Origin of the sequence: Flavobacterium chungbukense (genome assembly GCF_020805785.1) — a bacterium.
GTDB classification, from domain to species: Bacteria; Bacteroidota; Bacteroidia; order Flavobacteriales; family Flavobacteriaceae; genus Flavobacterium; species Flavobacterium chungbukense.
Genome location: NZ_JAJGZV010000002.1, coordinates 18,678 through 39,359 on the forward strand (window position 1 = coordinate 18,678; position 20,682 = coordinate 39,359).

Genomic DNA, 20,682 nt, shown 5'->3' on the forward strand with positions numbered 1-20,682 from the left:
AAATGGTGCGTAATTTGTCCTTTATGGGTCACTACACAGCCAAAAGGCGCCAATTGAAGACAATTGGCGCCTTTTTTTTGTTATATATCTTTTAACAACATAAGTTTAATTCGTTTCTTTTATTTTTTTCGAATCGCACTCTTAAAAATGAATTGTAAAAAAGCCAGCAGTCTAAAACAAGGGATCAACACGAAAACCTGTGGAGCGTTAAAAATTATGCATAAATCAACATGATGCAAACGCCTATAATGAATAAAAATTATTATTTTAAAACATCCTAAATTTTCCTAATTATTGCGCAGTTGAAAATAATCAAATCTTATTTTTAAAATGGTTTAATATTTCATAATTATTTGTATTTCCTACTTCTTTTTCCGATTATAATTATTTATCTGGTAAGGTAAAAATCGGTTTATTTCATCGCGATTATTTACCAAAGTTCCTCCGAAAGGGATAAATATACCGAATTACTTCCTCTCGTTTAAAAAATAGCCGTCCATTCGCTTTTTTACAATTTAATGGCATGCCAATCTAGTAAATTTACTTTTTGCAGAAGTTGTAAGATCAGAGTGGGTTGAAGTAAAAACTACCTCAATGAAGAGCCACAAATACAGCATTCAATCTTAAATCCTTTAATTTTGAGAAAAAACAAAAATGACCCAAGATGGATAGTTGTCAGAACCGAAAGCAACAGGGAAGCTGCCAGACTATTTTTTGACTTTGAGATGGAAATCTTGAAGTTGGAAGAATGCATAAAGATCAAATACGAAAATTGCGAACAGGTGCCATCCATCTGCAGGCTGTTAGTGGATGCGAACATAGACATTTTGGAAATTTATTTAACTCCTAAAATCTGAATATATTAAATTTTGGATGTATAATTCTAGTAATTTTAATTAATGTGTCAAGATATGTATTTTGCGGAAGAAAAATTAAGTCAGCTTAATTAATACCATTGCAAGACTATCCCTAAATTTAATCATCAATAAACCAGAAATATTCCAATGCATAAATATTGTAACACATCTAAAAACTAACACGAATGAATATGACTAAACTTAATCATTTACTTATCACGTGTTGTATTGCAATTCTCTTTTCTTGCTCAACAAAACGTGCCGAGACTGCAACAAAAGAAAATGAAATCATTAAAGTAGATTTATTATCTACAGAGATTCAAAAATTAGCACTAGATTTTACCAGAAAGAACAATGTTCCTGGAATAGCCGTAGCTATTATCCAAAATGGAAAAATCATATCGATCCAATGCATCGGTTATGCTGATTTGGCAACTAAAAAACCCATAACTCCACAAACAATTTTTAACATAGGCTCAATTTCGAAGGTTGTATCCGCCTGGGGATTTATGCAACTTACTGAAAAAGGTATGGTACAACTTGATGAGCCAATTAATCAATCCTTAACCCGCTGGCAACTACCAAAATCCCAATACGATGTATCCAAAGTTACACTTCGACGCGTTCTCAGCCATACATCTGGTCTTTCTGTGCATGGATATGGTGGCTTTGAACAAGGAACAAAACTATTAAGCTTAGAAGAATCGCTCAACGGAAAAACAAAGAGAAATGGTGAAAGTGTATATCTTATAAATGAGCCAGGAACAAAGTGGGAATATTCTGGTGGCGGTTACACACTAGCACAATTATTTCTTGAAGAAAAAACAAATGAAAAATTTGCCGACTATATGAAAAAAAATGTATTCCTACCTTTGGGATTAGCTGATACCTCTTATGAGTGGACGGAAGACATGAAAGCGAATTGTGCAACCGCGTACGACACGCTTGGGAATGCTATAAAAAATAGAATATTTACAGAACAAGCAGCTGCTGGATTACAAACAACGGTGGTGGACTTAGCACATTTCGCCGAGCTATCCATTACAACTGATTCTCGGAAGTTAAATAAAGTTTTAAGGCCCAAAACAATACAACTGATGGAGCAACCTGTTTTTCCATATTCGAGCGAAGGAAAAAGTGGCCTTGGATACCGATTCATGAATTTTGAAGATCTTCAAACAATTGGACATACTGGAGAAAACGTAGGCTGGAGTGCAGCAATGTTTTTACATCTACCCACCAAGAGCGGTATCGTTATGCTTTGCAACGGTTCTAATGGAGATCGTGTCTGGTTCCCAATCTATCAGAGCTGGGCAAAGACAATTAAAGCAAAGCAAATGTAGACCCTTGTAAATTAAGTTTTGTGGCAAAATCGTGGCACTTTGTATTTTGGAATATCAGAAACATAATATATGCAAACCCTAAGAAACTTAGGTTCAAAAATTTAGAAACAGAGACCTAAATTAAAGATAAATTCTTTTTTAAATACAAAAATCATATATCGTATAATTAAAATCATCGTTTTTTGAGATGCATTAATTTTACAATGTTTGGCTCTACAAAATTTAAATATTTATATATCATCTTCAAAGATCTTTTTTCGGTGGTTCACACCCCAATTAGCAAGTAATTCATAAAGCCAAAGAAAGACAATCCTATCTCAACTTAAGCTTTCTTTTCAAACCCTCTATAATATTTTTAGAATTGTATATTAATTTACTGTCATAAACCAACTGAGTTTTTATATTTTTTTGCATCAATCCCCAACAGGACATCTAAACCAAATTTACAAAGCCAATGGAAGACAGACCATTACATATAGTAAGCCAATTTCTTCAAATCATCCAAAAATGATGTTGAAATTTGTCCTGTCCCTTCACTTAAGGAGACAACTATATAGTAGTTGTCTCTTTTTTTATACCCTAATGTGTAGATATTTCAAGCCTTCACAGCCTAATATTTGCGGTTCTATTTTTTCACAAGAAATTCTTAGTCTGTTTAAAATAAACAGTCTTAAAGTGGCGCTATCAGAGAATTAATCGAAGCTGAACGATGGTTCGAAATCCCGTTAAGGATATAGGATTTTTTTCTCTTTTGGTTTATCGTAATTTTTTGATACTAAATACAGTAATTCCAAAATAATTTTAGCTTCCTTCTCATCTACCTGAATGCCGTTTTTGGAAAGAATAATAACGGCTTTCTCTACTGAAACATTCTTCTCAATGAAATTCATTTTTTCTATTGTTTTTTCGGTTTCTTTTTTTTGATAATATTTTTAAAAATGCTTGATTTAAGCCTAAAGATAGATCCCCTGTTTTAAAATTAATTTCCGTCGGTGGAATAAGATTTACAAGATGTCTTTTATCTGAAGCCTCAAATTCAGAAAATCTTTGAAAGATTTCAACTAATGCTTTTTCTTCTATTTGATTTTTTCTATCAATCCCTTTTAATTTAACAGCAATATCATGTACTTCCTTTTTAAGATTTTTAGTGCTGACTTGATTCTCTTTTATTAATTGGTTGTAGTCATCAATTTTTAATATTCCAGCTATAAATAATTTTCTGCCTCGAGAAAGGGTCAGCTCTTCCTCATTTATTTTCCTCTCCAATACCTTTTGAGTGCATAAATAACTTGCTTTCTGTGTTATTATATTCTGGTCTTCCAAAACTTTTTTAAATAATTCAACTGCATTCTTTGAGAGCATTAATTGTCGGAGCTTGTTATAATAACAGTCATTAAGGAATAATGCATTTATTCTTGTTCTACATCCATTATGACAATGATAATATGGATAGTCTTTTGATCTGCCTTTTGAAACACTTCCGCTAAGTTTTCGATTACAAACAGGGCATATTAAAAAACTTCTAAGAAAAAATAATGATTGTAAATCATCTTTTTTGGCAGTAATTCTTCTTCTTGTATTAATAACAGACTGAACCTGGTTAAACAATGACTCGGAAATCAATGGCTCATGTAATGCTTTTACCACTCCCTCATTACCAGAGTCAAGTGTTACTGGTATAAGCCCGCAATAAACAGGATTATGTAAAATCCTGAAAAAGTGTGATCTTGAGCATACTAATCCTTTTTCATTGACTATTTTTATGATTTTGGATATTTTATGATCGTTCCTCGCAACTTGATAAAAAGCCCATTTTATAATTTCGTCTTCAGGCTCTTTAGGAGCAATGCCTTTCTTACCATCCATCATTGTCAAATTGATAAATCCTAATGGTGCCTTACTAGGATGTCTGCCCATCAGCTTCGCCCGACGAATGCCATTTGAAGTGTTTTGAGCCCTTCTCGCATTTTCTGCTTCTGGAACAGCCAAATATACAGCCAGCATTACTGTGCTTTCCGGCACAGAAAAATCAATTGGCTGATCAATAGCTTTTGCTGTTGTTTTGTATTTCCGGAGCTTTCCAATCATTTCGTAGGCATATTCAACATTTCGGCTGAATCGATCCCATTTGATAAATAATATATTTTTGTCTTCTCCTGAGGATTTCTTTTTGATTTCTGAAAACAATCGGTTCCATTCTGGCCTATTGAAATTCTTGGCTGAGTAATCTTCGCGATAAATTCCTTTGACTTCGATATCGTAATATTTACAATACTTCAATAGTCTGTCCTCCTGTTCCGGCAAGGAGTAACCTTTTCTTTTTTGTTCGTCCGTACTTACACGAACGTATAAATAGGCTGATTTCATATAATTAATTTACTTGTTAGAATTTACTACTGAATATTTTTAATACATGAACTCGTTAATAAAAAATCATTTTATGTTTTACTAAATTAAACGCCATTTACAATAAAAAAATATATAACACACTACAAATCAATTCAATATTAATTTAAATAATATTGTATCAATGGTTTATAATTACTAAGTTTAAATAAGGCATAACACTATTAATTCCGTTATAGGTCAAGTATAATTTGAGAAATCTAAGTCATGATTACGTACTAATATCTCACAACAGGTATTTTTACGCATAGAGGATTTGCCTTAAATTGTATTTTTGATTTATAAAAAATCTGTATTAGAATGATTTTTAGAGAAAAAAAATCACAGTTACGGTTTTCCGTAAAAAACTTGATTTTAAAATTCTGACTTTTGTTTTTAAAGCCTGTGACTCTGGGGAATTGTAATAAGCTTAAAATACACACCAAATTTTTTTATTTTAGATCATTATTTTACTTATGCAAAATCAGTAGCCATTTGCATATCTTTTTCATAAGAACTCTACCAAATGGCGTCAATTGAAGACAATTGGTGCCTTTTTTTTTATTAATATTAATAGATACACTAACTTTGAGTCGTTTTTGCTTTTATTTTGTTTTTTTAAATCAAAATAAAAAATGTATTTATAAGAAACGTAACGCATTGTTTTTAAGTTGATCATTCGATTACTTAACAGGATTCGATCACCTTATATGATCTAAATCAAGATTAACACTTCTTAAATCGTACTAAACTAATTTTCATCTACTTACTACATTATATAATTTTAGAAATTGGCTTATATTCTAATTGCCCTCTCACCTATTTCAGTTATTGATTGCTAATCAAATGTTGCTAATAGTTGATTTATTCTTTGTTTAGATGAAGATAATTTAGTTAATTTAAAAAAGTAGAAATAAATTTAAAAGAATTTTCAACTAATGAAAAAAGACAATTTTTATATTATTACTGGCGGTCCTGGAGTTGGTAAGACAACTTTAATAGATGAACTGGCCAAGTATAATTTTAAAGTAGTTCAAGAAGATGCTCGAAAAATAATTAAGCAGCAACTTACAGTTAGCGGTGAAGGATTGCCATGGAAAAATAAAGAGCTGTATGCAGAATTAATGTTTAATGCTTCGGTGAGAAGTTATGATGAAGTAGATTTAGAAGGTTCCATGCCCATTTTCTTTGATAGAGGAATTTTAGATTCAATTTGTTATATGAAAATGGAAAACATTCCAATATCAAAAGAGAAAAACGAGATATCAAAAAAGTATGCCTATAACAAAAAAGTTTTTATACTGCCGCCTTGGAAAGAAATTTATAAAACCGATGATGAAAGGAAGCAGAGCTGGGATGAAGCTCAATTAACATTTACAAAAATGAAAGAAATATATTCAGAATACGGCTACAAAGTCATTGAGGTTCCAAAAATAAAGATAAGAGAGAGAGTGGATTTTCTTTTGAACGAAATAAATAGATGACATCGGGAGTTTGAAATATTTTCTCTTTGTCTTTATACAACGCTGCACTTTGAGATTAGGGCTTGAAACTTTTACAAACAAAAAACTAATGTGAATGTAAAAGAAATTTTAGCCTTCAACCATGAAATTTTTACTGCAATATCCAAGGAAGACTTATTTAGGCAAATAAATTATCATTATGTTAAAAAAGGGTTTCGCAAACCAAATAGATTTATTTTAAAATCCCAGCCAATAAGCAATAGAGCAAAATAAAGACAATTCTACCTTAAGCATAACAATATTTTCAGATCCTCCAAATATTTGTAGAATTGTATTTTAGTATACAGCCATAAAACAATCTATTTTTTACATCAATGCCCAAAAGGACATCTAAATAAAATTCATGAAGCCAATGAAAGACAGACACTAAATATAATACGCCAATCTTAAAATCTTCCATAAATTTTGTTGAAATTTGTCCCGTGGAGGTCACAACAGCCAAAAGGCGTCAATTGAAGACAATTGACGCCTTTTTTTTATTACTCTATAAATAACTTAACTCGTTTTATTAATCAAAACAAAAGCCTTTGGATTGATAAAACTAACGTATAAAACCATTAGAAACCAGCTCAATAGCTTTTTTTTATGATGGTCCATTATATTCTATATCCGCCCGAAACTTCTATTCTCTGCGCATTAATCCATTTGGAATCATCAGAACAAAGAAAGGCTACTACACTTCCAATATCATCGGGCAAGCCGACTCTTGCTAAAGCAGTTTCAGAAGCCAGATGTTTATTCAAATCTGAAATATCACGTACAACACCCCCGCCAAAATCAGTTTCAATAGCCCCTGGAGCTACGGAATTGACTCTTATTTTTCTGCTTCCCAATTCCAATGCCTGGTATCTTGATAATGAATCGACTGCAGCTTTCATCGCGCCATAAACGGAATATCCAGCAAAAGAGAATCTTGCCAAACCAGAAGAAGTGTTTACAATGCTGCTTCCATCATTCAGTAATGGTAATAGTTTTTGAGTTAAGAAATATGGGCCTTTGAAATGGATATTTGTCATTGCATCCAAAATTTCTTCTGTTGTTGTTTCAAAACTTTGGTTAATTCCGATACCCGCATTGTTTACTAGCGCATCTAATTTTGCAGAAGAAAATTGAGCATCTAAAACATCTTTTACTTCAGTTACAAATTGGTCAAAACCGGCAGTTGAAGAAATATCCAAAGGCAATGAAAACGCTTTTTGTCCAATAGTTTCAATTTCTTTTACCACCTGGTCCGCAAATTCTTTTTTGGTCTGATAGGTAAGGATGATATCAAATCCTTTTTTCGCCAGCTGTAAAGCCGAATCTTTTCCAAGTCCGCGACTTGCGCCTGTTACTAATGCTATTTTATTTTGATTGTTTGACATTTTTTATTGTTTTTAACTTTATGTATTTTTAAATAATTCTTTATTCAGTATATCTCTTACTTTTTTTTATGATGTTTACCACTTTTAATTTAGTATGTTTGCCCTGAATTCATTTGGCGTGCTTCCTACTTCTTTTTTAAAAAGGCGTGAAAAATAAGTCGTATTTTCGAAACCAAGCAGATGAGAAATTTCAGTTATATTCAGTTCGCCTTCGGTCAGTAAGTTTTTTGCCTCGCCGATTAGAAAAAGATGAATAAGCTCCAGAGCAGTCTTTCCTGTTTCCTGTTTGAGCAAATCAGTTAAATAACGGGAAGATATATTCAGCTTTTCTGCCATGAGAGATACCGTTGGTAATCCAATATTTTTTGTTTTTCTTTCTTCAAAATTAGCAGCAAGCAAAGCGTTAAACTTCGTAACTGTAGAACCGGTGAGCTCTGTACGGTTTATAAACTGCCTTTTATAAAAGCGCTGTGAATATTTAAGCATGGAATCCAGATGACTTACGATAATAGCTTTGCTGAGTTCATCAGTATTGTTGTTGTACTCTTTTTCAATATTGAAATACAGATTCCAAATGATATCCTCCTCTGCAGGTGAAAGATGTAAAGCCTCAGTAACCTCGTAATCAAAATAACTATATTTCCTAATTTCGTTATAAAGGACTGTTCCCGGTAAAAAGTCTTCATGAATCATAATTAGAAATCCCTTTTCCTCTAATTCCACATTTTTAAAGACTACTTTCTGCTGGGGCTTTGTAAAGGACATGGAACCACGGTCATGGTCATATTTTGTTTTGCCATACTGCATGCTTCCAGATTTCAATTTTTTAAATCCTATAATATAAAATTCAGATGAAAACTCTAGAATACTATTACCGCTGCAACTGTCCCGTTCACCATATACGGCACTAAAGAGCGGGTGCTGGGGAGGTTTGATATCGAGCGCTTCATGCAGATCGCTGATTTTTTTGAAATGTATCATTTTTCTTAATTTTAAAAACAGACCAAAAAAAAAATTAGATTCTGTTAATTCAAACGTCTATTAACCATGTGCTGCCACCGACACATCCTGCCATGATTCCCATGTTTTCAGTCTTTCTGAGTAAGTGTGCTGCACCCAGGAAAAAGCAATTTTACCCAGCAGCAATCTGAGTGGCGGATTTTCAGAATAAACGAGCTTGACAATAGCTTTGGCAGTGGCTGCAGGGTTACCTGAATCCTGCTCGCCGGCATGCTGATAAAAATCTTTCCGTACACCGTCGTAAGCCGATATTGATTCGCTGAGTGCAAGGGAAGTGGTCCCGAAGAAATCTGTAGAAAAACCGCCTGGTTCTACTATGGTAACTTTAATGCCAAATCCGCTTACTTCACCCGCGAGTGTTTCAGTAAGGCCTTCAACAGCAAATTTAGCTGCACTATACAACCCCATTAAAGATACGGTATTTAAACCTAGCGCACTTGAAAGCTGAATGATATGTCCTGATTTTTGCTGGCGCATGATAGGCAGAACTGCCTGAATAGTCCATAATGATCCCAGTACATTAGTTTCAAACTGAGCTCTTACATCCTGCTCTTTTAATTCCTCTACCGCCCCTATATGTCCAAAACCGGCATTGTTTATTAACACGTCAATGCTGCCAAAGTGCTTTTTTGCAGTTTCTATTGCTTCAAAACTTTCGTTTCGATCAGTAACATCAAGTTTTAGCACCAAAAGCGATGATGAAAATTCTTTGTTAAGCTTGGTTAGTGTTTCAGGATTGCGAACAGCCGCAACAACATTATCGCCGCGTTTTAAAAATGCCTCTGCCCAAATTCTTCCGAATCCACGCGATGCACCTGTTATAAAAATTGTTTTTGCCATGATATTAATTTTTAATATTTTGATATGGACAAAGTTCGAACAGATAGTACAGACGGATATGATACAAAAGTAGGCAATAATGAAACATTTTAACGAAATTGCTGCAGCTCTGATTTACTGTTTCAAAGAGGGAATATAAAAAAACAAAATCCCATCTCAAATATTGAGAGGGATTTTGCAGTGCAGTCATTATAAATTATCTTGACTTAGGATTTTTTTGAAACAATCCTCTATTGTATTCTACTACCTCCGGATGTGATGGATATGAAGGCAGGGCAGAAAGATCAGCTATGGCCTTATCTCTTAATGACGGTGCTGCTTCTTTTACACCATCAGATAGTGCCTGTTTTAATTCTTCTTCATTAAGTTCCGTACAGTAAGCAGGAGTTCCAGGCTGATGTCTCCAAGATTCAGAAAGTCTACCCGAGTCAACTGCATCGTAACCGGCATCATTGACTAATGAGGCAATTACTTTTTTAGCCTGCGGATCATCACCCGCTACAGCCATTGCTATTCTGTCTTCAGCACCGCTGTTTTTTCCGCCGTTTGCCAGGGTCTCTGCCAGCAAATTATTGAAAGCTTTTACAACAGGCCTTCCCAATTGCTCCGATACCCAGATACTTTCTACTTTTCCGTTTTTGATCTCTTCAATATCGGCATCACGGAATGGATAATAATTTGATGTGTCTACCACAATTACATTTTCCGGAACGCCTGCAAGCAAATCTTTAGGCAAAGTTGGTATTGCTATGGTAGGCAATGATAAAATAATGACATCTACATCTTTTACAACATTCTTTAGTGTTGCTGCTGTAGCACCCAACTCCTCAGCACGGGCCTCTAATTTTTCAGCCTGATCTGTATTATTCACTTTCACTTCATGACCGGCTTGTGCCATTTTTTTTGCGATCGTACCGCCTATTGCGCCGGTTCCAATTATTCCTATTTTCATATTATATAAGTTTCATTTGTTATAATTTTCAATTTAAACCCTTGGATCAATTCCATATTGATCCGGAACGCCGAGGTGTCCGCGCAAAGTTTTGCTTTCATACTCTTTGTGGAAAAGCCCTCGCTCCTGCAGCAGCGGAACAACCTGATCCACAAAGGCATCAATTCCATCCGAATTAACATCAGGTGAAATCCAAAACCCATCCGCAGCACCGGCTTCATACCAAGCCTGCATATGATCTGCCGCTTCTACGCCCGGCCCTGCAATTACAGGATGGTAATCTATCACGCCGTGAGCAAGAATATCAAGAACGGACCAGCCTTGCCTAGCAATTTTGAATGCATTGGAAGAACGAGGATCATAAGGAGATGGACGGGCATTTTCCAGCAGCGATTCTGAAATTGGTTCATTTATCAAGGAAAGATCAAGTGGAATACCCAGCATTTTTTGCAGGTATTCAAATTTTTGTATAAGTGAACTGCCTCCTAATTGTATTCGGCGATCGAGCGCCGTGCGTTTGTCCTTAGCAATGGTGGTCATCAGTCCGGCAATGTATTTGATTTCATCCGGATCACGACCGTAACTTTTTGCTGCCGCTCTAAATGCATTACGTTGCGCTCTTGCTTCTTCAATTGTAAATGCTGCACCTATTACCACATTAGCAAAGCGTCCTGCCAACTGATGTGCGTTGGGACTGCCGCCTGCGTGAAAGATGATTGGCTGTCCCTGCTCTGATGGTGGAATGTATAGAGGTCCTCTTGAACCGACGTATTTACCTTGTAAGTTGATTGGAAGAATCTGATCTTTCTTTGCAAACTGACCACTCTTCTGGTCGTGTATCCAAGCATCTTTTCCCCAGCTCCCCCAAAGTGATTGAATGAGTTGGATAGCCTCATGAGCACGTCCATAACGATCTTGGCTCGACGGAATTCTTCTTCCGTAATTGGCTGCAACATCTTCTCCGCTTGATGTAATTGCATTCCATCCGGCCCTGCCATGGCTCATAATGTCCAAAGCCTTAAATTGTCTGGCTAGATTAAAGGGTTCATTAAAAGTGGTTGATCCTGTAGCGACCAATCCAATATATTGAGTTTCTCTGGCCACTGCGGCGAGGGTCATCATCACATCAAGATTGAAAACGGGAGATTCAGTTTCAATATCTGTCATAACTGCACCGGGACCATCCGGCAAAAATATAAATTGAAATTTTCCACGCTCTGCAGCCTGAGCCTGCTTTACACGAATATCAAAACTCGTATAGCTTTCGGGATCAACTCCCGGCATACGCCAAGCCCCCGATTGAGATCCGTATCCATTTCCAAGATGAAGTCCAATAAGCATTTTTCCCACAGCATTCATAAATTGAATATTTTGATTAATTATATTGCAAAATTAAACAAAATCACTTTCCTTTGTATAGCTCTTTCCTAAAGGAAAGCGAAATAAATAATTTATCATGCCGAAAAAGAAACCTTATTGTGAGTGCCTAAATACCGTTAAGCCAGTACGGGACACACTTGAAGTAATTAATGGAAAATGGAAATTATCCATCATTATTTCTGTAGGTGTAGGAAACAGCCGATTTACTGAAATTCAAGAGAGCATTCCAGGATTAACTCCCAAAGTACTTTCAAAAGAACTTAAGGAACTTGAACAGCACCAGCTGATCAAACGGATTATAACGAACGATTATCCTGTAAAAATATCATATTGCTTAGAACCCTATGCAGATACCTTGACTCCTATTATCTACGCTATGAAAGATTGGGGATTAAGCCATAAGAAGAAAATTTTTCAAGAAAGATAATATTGCAGAAATTTAATTACTTAGCTAATGCTTATGTTTACAAAATGTAGCTACATTTATTTTCGGCCTTTAGGTGAATATAAAATTATCTGATTACATTTTATGCCAAGGTCATGTATAAGCTGCGTAAACTCTACTTCAATCCCCAACAGGACATCTAAACCAAATTACCAAAACCACTGGAAGACAAACAACTACATATAATAAGCCAATTTCTTCAAATCATCCAAAAAAAATGTTGAAATTTGTTCCGTCGGGGTCACAAAGCCAAATGGCGCCAATTGAAGATAATTGGCGCCATTTTTTTATTTACATTGGTAGATAAACTAACTTTGAATCATTTTTTTGTTTTATTTTCTTTTTTTTAGAATCACGTTAAAACAAAAAAAACAGCTGCTATAGATTTTTTATAAAAAAAATTAGATGTTTTTTTAAATTTTTCCTTCGATTACTTAACAGGATTCGAACACCCAGAATGGAGAAATTATGACTTTTTAATGTCCTTATTTTTTTCTCTAAAAAAATAGACTATTTGCTAAAACACAACAATTGGCTTCCAATACGCAGTTCTTCAAAGAGAAAACAGGGCTATCCGGCAGCTGTAGCCCCGATAGCAGTGGAAATCCTTTTGTGCCGGAGTTCGACGCAAAAGATTGCAACGCATAGCGGGAATAGCTCCTGAAAAATAATATTATAAAATTTACATGGGGCTGGGCACAAAAGACTGCTTCGCCAGTTCACTGACGCTCGGGTGGAATGCATAGCGGGAACAACTCCTTCATAGAACCAAAGAAAGACAACTCTGCATTAAAGCAAAACAATGTTTTTAAATCCTTCCTAATATTTGTCGAATTGTATTATAGAGACCTAAATTTTTATCAGCCAATATTGGCATGAAATAAATCTAAGAATTGATTTTTCATAAATTCAATTGTTAATTACTGCTTAACTAAGGCAAAAATTGGGTTATTCCCATTATAAGTTTCTTTCAAATCTAAAAAAATAAATGCGGAAAAAATATGTAACTTTGCCTTATGAGAAGAAACGGCGAAATAATTATAATTGAGGATGATGAAGATGACAGAAATTTTCTTAAAGACATATTTGAGAGTCTGGGGTATCCGAACAAAGTAGTTTTTATCGAAGATCCTACTCTGGCTATTCCCTATTTATCTTCTCCAGATATAAATCCTTTTCTCATTCTTTCTGATATCAATATGCCGAAAATTGACGGTTTTCAATTACGAAGCCAGATTCTAGCTAATGATGATATAAGTGAAAAATGCGTGCCGTACATTTTTCTTTCCACTTCGAAAAATCCTGAAAACGTAACAAAAGCCTACGCTTATAATGTACAGGGCTATTTTAGCAAAGAAGAAAATTTTCCGGCTTACAGGTTAATGATACAAAATATAATGGAATACTGGAAGACAAGCCTGACCCCTGTAACGGTTTGCTGATAATTACTGCTGTTTTATCTTAATATTGCCGGCTTGCTGATTTATAAAAATTTTTACTGCACTAAAGTCATTTTTTTCTTGAAAACCCGGCAGCATTAAACTATAATATTAATTCCTTAAGCATTCTGACCAGTTCATTATAACTGCTGGGTTTGCTCATATACCGGATAATCTCTCTCTTTTCCAGAAGATCGAAAACAAATTCTTCAGAAGGAGTTGAAATTAATATTACCGGAATGCTTCTCAATTTCTCTTTACTTTTGATCTGCTGCAGGAAGTCTTTGCCATTCATTAACGGCATATTGTAATCTAAAAATATCAGGTCGGGAAGATTTTCTAAAGTTTCCAGTTCCTGCAATGCCTTTACAGGATTATCAATGTGGCGCATTATTATTTTTTCATTGACAAAACCGACAGCCTCCATAAATATTTCAGCGTCATCGGGATCATCATCAACCAGAAGTATATTTTTATATAACATAAGTGTTTTTTCTTTAACCTTTCGGTTCGGCAGAGAGCAGCTCTTTATAATATACGCATTATTGCTGCAACAGGTTTGCATAATGCTTTAAGATGCAGGAAGAAAAATATGAAATGTGGTTCCCTTTCCATATTCTGATTCTGCATACATTAACCCATGATGATTGTTGACAATTCTCCTGCACAGCGCCAGTCCGATGCCGCTGCCGGGAAAAATATTCTGTTCGTGCAGCCGTTTGAAGATTTCAAAAATCTGCTTCTCATAGCCTTTTTCAAATCCAATTCCGTTATCACTGAACAAAATGTGATGATACTCTCCTTCAACAAGGGGAGAATCTGTAAACTGGGCCGCATAATCATGCGGTACCAGAACAGCGCTTATTGTAATTTTCGGCGCAATATCATCTCTTGTAAATTTCAGCGAATTGCCGACCAGATTATAAAAAAGCTGATTCATCTGAAGACCGACAGCTTTTACAACCGGCAGCTTTCCAGCTTCAATTGAAGCATTTTTTTCCTCAACAGCCAGCTCAAAGTCAATCCAGATATTTTTGATAACTTCATTCAGATCAATCGCCTGCTGGCTCTTTTGAGGCTGTATCAGTCTTGAGAAAGCAAGAAGATCAGTAATGAGCTGGCTCATCCTGGCAGCAGAAAAAGTTATTTTTTCAATCATTATCTTAGGATCTTTACCAGGGTGATTCTCCTGAAGCAGGCCTGCAAAAATCTGAATTTTCCGAAGCGGTTCCTGAAGATCATGGCTTGCCACATATGCAAACTGCGCCAGCTCCTGATTGGAATGCTTAAGGGCATCATTGGACTGTTCTAAATCAGCATTGGAAGACTGCAACTCTTTCAGCACTGCCGCAAGTTCTTTTGTCCTGAGCTCCACTTCACTTTCAAGGGCAAGCTGAAGTTCCCTGTGGATCGTAATATCCTGAGCAGTCCCCTGAATCACCGACGGCTTCCCATCCAGATCAAAATAAGTCTGTCCCACTGCATGAATAACCTTTTCCTGTCCCGTAATGCCGTGTATAATTCTGTATTCAGCCTCATATCTGCCTTCTGAACCTGGTTTCTGGGCTGCAAAAAATGCCTCAGTCACCCGGTCATAGTCTGAAGGTTTTATCAGTGCGCGTATTTCCGATGACGGCATTTGGGCTGCCTTTAATCCGAACATGGAAGCGTGACGCTCTGATACTGTGGTAATTCCCGAAGATATGTCCAGTGACCATGTTCCGAGCTGCGCCACTTCTACTGCAGAGCGGAGAGCAGACTCTGCCTGTTCCGCTTTTTTTATTGAAACAATTTCATCTGTGACATCCGAACCGACATAAAGCACAGCATAAACTTCTCCCCTCTCATCGTTTAGAGGAGTCAGGCTGATATTATGATAACGGATTTCTCTTTCTTCGGTATTAATTCCAGGCATGCCGCCGGCATAAAAACTTTTTCCTGAGCGAAATACCTCCTGTGCCGATTTTAGGAAATTCTCCGAATTGCTGGATTTCAGCACTGCCTTAAGAGGCTGTCCTATTATAGAACTTCCCTTATTAATGACAGCCATAAAACGATCATTAGGATTTTCAATGACTAAATCCCTGCCCGCAAATACGCTTATCGCAACAGGGGCAGCATCTAAAACAGTGCGAAGCTTGGATTCGCTTTCCTTAAGGGCTATTTCTGTCAGTTTACTCTGCGTAACATCCGTTGCATGAACAATTACTCCTATTACCTCCCCATCATTATTTTTATGTGGCGTATATACAATGCTCAGCCATCTGGTGATTCCCATGCGTGAGGGCGCAAACATTTCATATTTCTCCTGATCTCCGCCGTAAGCAATTTCAAGATGGGGAAGTGTTTTTGCGTACGCAGCTTCTCCCAGAAATTCTCTTACGCTTTTTCCTATGGCTTCACTCGCGTCTACAGAAAACCAATCCATAAAAACCCTGTTATAACTCTGGTAGCGCTGTTCCTTATCTAGATAGAAAATCATGGCCGGGACTGTATCGCGCAGTAACTGCAGGTGGGCTTCACTTTCCTGCATTGCTTTTTGCGCGATGACCTGCGCCGTCACATCAATGGCAATATCTAAAATAGCATAAATTTCTCCTGATTTGTTTCGCAGCGGTGTATAGGAAATATTGTAATAGTTATTATTCAGCACTCCATTCTGCATTATTTTCACCAGTGAAGCAGGAGAAATAAAAGGAATTCCGGTTGTAAAGACATCATCAAGAATTTTAAGGTAAGCCTGGCCCTCAGAAATAAGTTCAGGCATGGCTTCTCTTAACGGCAGTCCTAAAATATCAGGGCCTTTGCCCACTATATCTATAAATGTCTGGTTAGGATATTCTATAATCAGGTCGCGGCCGGTAAACAGGCCAATGCCTGCCGGTGCCGCCGCAATGAGGTTTTTTAGTTTTGTTTCACTTTCTTCCACTTCTCTACGGCTCAATACCTGTCTGGTTACATCAGTTGCAACTACCAGTATAACAGCTGGTTTACCTGCAGCATTCCGATTAATCTGATAGGTCAGATCCACATAAATATGCTCCAGCTTTTCATTTCTAAGCAATTCAACCTCCACTTCCTTGGCAATAAAAGCATTACCGGTACGGATTACTTCCCTCAGCAGATCATCAAAACCCTGCCCCTTGAGCTCCGGAAGTGCCTCAAGAAGGGGTTTGCCGATAATATCTTCAGCTTTGCGGCCTACCAGTTCGCCGTAAAAAGTATTGGCGCTTATAAAAACCAGATCATCTCCTATTCCTATCGTGGCAATACCGACGGGAGACTGCTCAAACATAACAGCGAGCTCGTTGTGGCTCTCTGAAGCCTGCTGCTGTGCTTTCACTGCAGGTGTTACATCCGAATACATAGCAAGAACGGCATAAACGGCGCCAGTCTTATCAAAAAGAGGTGTCAGGGAATAATCGAAATACTGTTCTTTTTCTGATTTTACATTTTTTATTCTGGCTGCTGTAGCTTTGTATTCTTTTCCAGTCAGATAAACTTCATTGAGCCTGTCATATAAATCATAATCTCTTATGTCAGAAAAAACATCTTTTAATTTTCTGCCGATAATATCATTTTCTTTTCCCCAATACTGCAGGACTGCCTGATTGGCCAGTTCAATGTAAAACTCTCTTCCCCTGAATAATGCAGTGCCCACAGGTGCTTTTTCAATAAGTGTCCGAAAACGAAATTCTCCTTCTTCCAGCTGCTCCTCTTTTTCTTTTTCAAGTGTTATATCCACTGCGATGGCAGTGATATATTTACTGCCTGCTGCATCGCTTACAACAGAGACACTATTGTTTACCCATAGTATTGAACCGTCACGTTTTACATAGCGTTTGGTAATCATAAAATCTTTTCCGTCCCTGATGCAGGCCTCAAGAAGTATCATATTGCGCTGCAGGTCATCAGGATGTGTCAGATCTCCAAGATTCATCTGTACTATTTCCTCCCGGCTGTAGCCAAGCATCTCGCAGTATCGGTCATTAACTTCCGTCACTCGTCCTTCTATATTGGCCTGTGCAATTCCGGCCTGAGACTGTTTAAGTACATTGTTAAGCTGTGTTCTTACGGAACCTGATTCTATTACATTGGGAATAACAGCTGAATTTTCTATGCAGGTGCCAAAGACTCCTTCCGTATTCCTGCTCTGGCCGAAAACTGCGCTGCATGCGACAGTAAGATAAATTTCCTGCAGACTGTTATTTCTGCTTACAGCAGTTATAATATTAGACTCTAATCTAATTGCTTTTTGATTTATAACCTGTTCAATGATATCTGATATTGTTTCCCATCCAAAAGGCATTGCATCTTTAAAGCGGGTTTCAAAAGTCGATGTTTTTATGCCGTTATCAGAAAAGAAAGCGCTGAAAGAATCATTGTAGAAAAAGAACCTTTCTTTTCCCCATATCAGAAACATCGGAACTCCTGAACCGAGCATAATTGCCAGTGATGTCTCCAGCTGCGGCGGCCATTTCTCCGGCGCACCTAAAGAAGTTTCAGACCAGTTAAACTCACTGATAAGAGAACCTAATTCTCCCATATTACTTAAAAACGGATGTTGAGATCCCCTGCTGTCCAACTGCACTCTTTGTAGTATTTGATTTCAAATGGAAAGGTAGCGTAATTTTAACAAATCACCAATTAATTTGATTGTCCATTATCACTATCATGGCGGTCATTATGGAGGAGGCGGTACGGTTATAATTCATAATAAAAATGTATATAATAACTATAACATAAGCAGAAGCCGCTCTAATACTGTTATCACTAATAGGGAAAGCGGAAAATACCGTACTCCTAAAAACTCCGGCAACAGACAGCAGGCACGAAATTTAGAACAGAGAAGTACAAAATACAATAAAGGAGAATCATCGAAGACACGTAAATATAACCAGTCAGCAAACAGACCTGCAAAAAATTACAGCCAGACCCAGAGATCTTCTGCATTAAAAACTGCACCGCATACAGCAGTGAAGCGACCTGTTCGTTCTAAGATGTAAACCTGTTTCGAGTCTTGAAAAAGCTGTTCCACTTAAAAAATATTTTTAATTTAATTCATAAAATCATGAAAAAACCATTTTTATATACGTTTAGTCTGGCACTGCTGTCACTAATGTTTCTTTCATTTAATAAAAACAGGGACAATCTGGTTGGAAGCTGGAAGATTACCAAAGTTGAACCTAAAACAGCTGTTTCACAAACCGCCAAAAATGATATACTCTCTCATGGCTCATTAACTTTTACTGATGATGGCTTTGTTAGAGGCCGTATTCTGCAGGATATAAATAACGGAACTTTTGCCCTGACAAAAAAAGGAAAAAGTCTTGTGATCAAAGAAGATACCGGAACTCCTTACAATTGCCAGAGCATAATAACTGAAGATGAACTGGTGTTAGGTACTAAACAGATGACAGTAACTTTAACTAAAATATAAATTCCACATATTCTTGATAATAATCCTCTTTCGCGCATTTTTATATTTTTAATGCAACCGCCTTTTTAATAACACTATCCTCTAACCTACCAAAATTAAAAAATCTCTATCAGTTAAAACCATTCTAGAAAAAAGAAAACTAAGTAGCAAAGTTGTTTTCTTTTTGGACATTGATTTAACCCTCCATCCCCAACAGGACATCTAAACCAAATTTACACAGCCAATGGAAGACATACACTACATATAGTAAGCCAATTTCTTCAAATCATCCAAAAAAAATGTTGAAATTTGTCCTGTCGAGGTCACAAAGCAAAATGGCGCCAATTGAAGAGAATTGGCGCCATTTTTTATTTTAAGTAAAAATGAGTTTGAGTATAATAAAGGGATACTACTTCTTATCAGGAATTATTTCTTTTTTTATTTCAGTGCTATATAACCTCACCTTTCTCATTGACAGCCTGGACGTATAAAATGTCGGATAAAACAGAAAATACTAAAGCAAATAGCGGAGTTCCAACCAAACTTGCCACAAAAAGCTAAAGCCAATAAAAAGGCATTCCTCTATCTATAAATAGATTTTATAAAATAAATTAAGAGAAACAAGTTATTTTCAATTTCATCTAAACAACAATATCATAAGAAAGATGTAGTCAGTGTATTCAGATAATATCAGATAAAAAGCAAATATAAAATAATAAGCTTCATATCTACCTGAAACTTTTGCTGGATAACTTTAACATGACTCTTATCGGTCAAAATAATTTAACAACTAATACTATTAAATCTTAATGGAAAAAGATATTGAATAATTCTCCCATTCAAATTAACTCTCACTCCAGCCAACATCTCCTTCCACTAGTCAAATCCACAATTAAAAAATCTGCAACAATTAAAACCAATCTAAAAAAATACTAACTAACTAACTAACTAACTAACTAACTAACTAACTAACTAACTAACTAACTAACTAACTAACTAACTAACTAAGGCAATATAAAACAAAAAAGATGAGCTTTACTGCTCATCTTTAAATTATTTATCTCTAAAATTTATTCAATATCAAAAGGTTAAAATTTTAAAATCTCATATCACTAACTGTGAAAAACTACCTAGCCGCTGCCTATATTACATTGCCCTCCAAATCGGTCGTACGTGGGCGGTGTAGTTCATGCCACCTACTCTCAAAGGATCGGATATTGGCCATGTCCTTACCCACCAGATCCGCCAGTTTCCTGACCTCTTTTTCAAAACTGCTTTCAGAACCTACATTGCCTAATTTGTATTCCGGAGAAAACATCATATGGAACAGCGGCGGCCCCTTGTAGTCATCGCTCCTCAGACGCATGCTTGTGGACTCGTGCGGCGGAAGATGGAAGTTGATCCCTTCGCAGTCCTTCAGTTGATCCAACGATTCCAACTTTTCACCTAGCCGGAAGATATTCAGGTTTATCTTGATCCATTTGTCGTCCTTCACCATCGTGGCATTGACAAAGTGTAGCTCACCGTTATCTGCCAGCCTGCAGAGCTCATAGGAATAGCCTCGTATATTTGTATCATACTGCCCGAACCACGAGCTTTTGAATGGGGACTTCGCGTAACCGTTCCTCTGCAGTCCCGGAATTCCATACTCCTTGAAAATAGCATTCCTGGCATCCAAGAGCTCCTTATCCGATTTTTTAAAACTTGTACTCATA

Annotated in this window: 15 protein-coding genes; 5 read left to right on the forward strand and 10 right to left on the reverse strand. The window is 36.5% G+C overall.

Annotated features, from left to right (window positions below; translation table 11 throughout):
• Positions 1-1,042: 1,042 nt before the first annotated feature.
• Positions 1,043-2,200: a serine hydrolase domain-containing protein gene (locus tag LL966_RS05270; protein WP_053471278.1), complete on the forward strand. Its 1,158-nt coding sequence runs from the start codon at positions 1,043-1,045 to the stop codon at positions 2,198-2,200.
• 725 nt (positions 2,201-2,925) lie between these two features.
• Here the strand turns inward: LL966_RS05270 and LL966_RS05275 are convergent.
• On the reverse strand, positions 2,926-3,090 hold the full coding sequence (locus LL966_RS05275) for a hypothetical protein (RefSeq protein ID WP_025572058.1): 165 nt from the start codon (positions 3,088-3,090) through the stop codon (positions 2,926-2,928).
• Positions 3,077-4,567, reverse strand: a complete 1,491-nt coding sequence (locus LL966_RS05280; RefSeq protein ID WP_229350954.1) for a recombinase family protein — start codon at positions 4,565-4,567, stop codon at positions 3,077-3,079. Before LL966_RS05280 ends, LL966_RS05275 begins: the two co-directional genes overlap by 14 nt.
• Before the next feature lie 956 nt (positions 4,568-5,523).
• Here LL966_RS05280 and LL966_RS05285 point away from each other — a divergent pair.
• Entirely contained in the window at positions 5,524-6,069 is a 546-nt protein-coding gene (locus LL966_RS05285) for an AAA family ATPase (protein ID WP_229350956.1), read from the forward strand.
• Positions 6,070-6,704: 635 nt separating this feature from the next.
• Here LL966_RS05285 and LL966_RS05290 read toward each other — a convergent pair.
• From LL966_RS05290 to LL966_RS05310, 5 genes are all read right to left on the reverse strand, one after another.
• On the reverse strand, positions 6,705-7,472 hold the full coding sequence (locus LL966_RS05290; RefSeq protein ID WP_229350958.1) for an SDR family NAD(P)-dependent oxidoreductase: 768 nt from the start codon (positions 7,470-7,472) through the stop codon (positions 6,705-6,707).
• Positions 7,473-7,556: 84 nt separating this feature from the next.
• Positions 7,557-8,453, reverse strand: a complete 897-nt coding sequence (locus LL966_RS05295) for a helix-turn-helix domain-containing protein (RefSeq protein ID WP_229350960.1) — start codon at positions 8,451-8,453, stop codon at positions 7,557-7,559.
• A 60-nt stretch (positions 8,454-8,513) separates the two neighbouring features.
• Entirely contained in the window at positions 8,514-9,332 is an 819-nt protein-coding gene (locus tag LL966_RS05300; protein WP_229350962.1) for an SDR family NAD(P)-dependent oxidoreductase, read from the reverse strand.
• A 196-nt stretch (positions 9,333-9,528) separates the two neighbouring features.
• Positions 9,529-10,284, reverse strand: a complete 756-nt coding sequence (locus tag LL966_RS05305) for an NADPH-dependent F420 reductase (protein ID WP_229350965.1) — start codon at positions 10,282-10,284, stop codon at positions 9,529-9,531.
• Positions 10,285-10,317: 33 nt separating this feature from the next.
• Positions 10,318-11,643 carry an NtaA/DmoA family FMN-dependent monooxygenase gene (locus LL966_RS05310; protein WP_229350967.1) on the reverse strand — a complete coding sequence of 442 codons (1,326 nt, stop codon included), beginning with the start codon at positions 11,641-11,643 and terminating at the stop codon, positions 10,318-10,320.
• 97 nt (positions 11,644-11,740) lie between these two features.
• On the opposite strand from LL966_RS05310, the gene LL966_RS05315 reads away from it, so the two are divergent.
• Both LL966_RS05315 and LL966_RS05320 read left to right on the forward strand, forming a co-directional pair.
• Entirely contained in the window at positions 11,741-12,091 is a 351-nt protein-coding gene (locus tag LL966_RS05315) for a winged helix-turn-helix transcriptional regulator (RefSeq protein WP_229350969.1), read from the forward strand.
• A gap of 1,034 nt (positions 12,092-13,125) precedes the next feature.
• Positions 13,126-13,551, forward strand: a complete 426-nt coding sequence (locus tag LL966_RS05320) for a response regulator (RefSeq protein ID WP_229350971.1) — start codon at positions 13,126-13,128, stop codon at positions 13,549-13,551.
• A gap of 100 nt (positions 13,552-13,651) precedes the next feature.
• On the opposite strand, the gene LL966_RS05325 is transcribed toward LL966_RS05320, so the two are convergent.
• Both LL966_RS05325 and LL966_RS05330 read right to left on the reverse strand, forming a co-directional pair.
• The gene (locus LL966_RS05325) at positions 13,652-14,032 is read right to left on the reverse strand and encodes a response regulator (RefSeq protein ID WP_229350973.1); all 381 of its coding nucleotides are present in this window, start codon (positions 14,030-14,032) and stop codon (positions 13,652-13,654) included.
• Positions 14,033-14,119: 87 nt separating this feature from the next.
• Entirely contained in the window at positions 14,120-18,094 is a 3,975-nt protein-coding gene (locus tag LL966_RS05330) for a PAS domain-containing protein (protein ID WP_229350975.1), read from the reverse strand.
• Between the two features lie 525 nt (positions 18,095-18,619).
• On the opposite strand from LL966_RS05330, the gene LL966_RS05335 reads away from it, so the two are divergent.
• Positions 18,620-18,988 carry a lipocalin family protein gene (locus tag LL966_RS05335; RefSeq protein WP_229350977.1) on the forward strand — a complete coding sequence of 123 codons (369 nt, stop codon included), beginning with the start codon at positions 18,620-18,622 and terminating at the stop codon, positions 18,986-18,988.
• A 1,120-nt stretch (positions 18,989-20,108) separates the two neighbouring features.
• On the opposite strand, the gene LL966_RS05340 is transcribed toward LL966_RS05335, so the two are convergent.
• Positions 20,109-20,681: a hypothetical protein gene (locus LL966_RS05340; RefSeq protein ID WP_229350979.1), complete on the reverse strand. Its 573-nt coding sequence runs from the start codon at positions 20,679-20,681 to the stop codon at positions 20,109-20,111.
• Between the last annotated feature and the right edge of the window lies 1 nt (position 20,682).

Bases quoted from the DNA above. Each gene is read 5' to 3' on its own strand.
- LL966_RS05280 (WP_229350954.1), bottom strand. From the start codon at position 4,567: ATGAAATCAGCCTATTTATACGTTCGTGTAAGTACGGACGAACAAAAA.
- LL966_RS05340 (WP_229350979.1), bottom strand. From the start codon at position 20,681: ATGAGTACAAGTTTTAAAAAATCGGATAAGGAGCTCTTGGATGCCAGG.
- LL966_RS05270 (WP_053471278.1), top strand. From the start codon at position 1,043: ATGAATATGACTAAACTTAATCATTTACTTATCACGTGTTGTATTGCA.
- LL966_RS05285 (WP_229350956.1), top strand. From the start codon at position 5,524: ATGAAAAAAGACAATTTTTATATTATTACTGGCGGTCCTGGAGTTGGT.
- LL966_RS05290 (WP_229350958.1), bottom strand. From the start codon at position 7,472: ATGTCAAACAATCAAAATAAAATAGCATTAGTAACAGGCGCAAGTCGC.
- LL966_RS05275 (WP_025572058.1), bottom strand. From the start codon at position 3,090: ATGAATTTCATTGAGAAGAATGTTTCAGTAGAGAAAGCCGTTATTATT.
- LL966_RS05335 (WP_229350977.1), top strand. From the start codon at position 18,620: ATGAAAAAACCATTTTTATATACGTTTAGTCTGGCACTGCTGTCACTA.
- LL966_RS05295 (WP_229350960.1), bottom strand. From the start codon at position 8,453: ATGATACATTTCAAAAAAATCAGCGATCTGCATGAAGCGCTCGATATC.
- LL966_RS05325 (WP_229350973.1), bottom strand. From the start codon at position 14,032: ATGTTATATAAAAATATACTTCTGGTTGATGATGATCCCGATGACGCT.
- LL966_RS05320 (WP_229350971.1), top strand. From the start codon at position 13,126: ATGAGAAGAAACGGCGAAATAATTATAATTGAGGATGATGAAGATGAC.
- LL966_RS05300 (WP_229350962.1), bottom strand. From the start codon at position 9,332: ATGGCAAAAACAATTTTTATAACAGGTGCATCGCGTGGATTCGGAAGA.
- LL966_RS05310 (WP_229350967.1), bottom strand. From the start codon at position 11,643: ATGAATGCTGTGGGAAAAATGCTTATTGGACTTCATCTTGGAAATGGA.
- LL966_RS05305 (WP_229350965.1), bottom strand. From the start codon at position 10,284: ATGAAAATAGGAATAATTGGAACCGGCGCAATAGGCGGTACGATCGCA.
- LL966_RS05330 (WP_229350975.1), bottom strand. From the start codon at position 18,094: ATGGGAGAATTAGGTTCTCTTATCAGTGAGTTTAACTGGTCTGAAACT.
- LL966_RS05315 (WP_229350969.1), top strand. From the start codon at position 11,741: ATGCCGAAAAAGAAACCTTATTGTGAGTGCCTAAATACCGTTAAGCCA.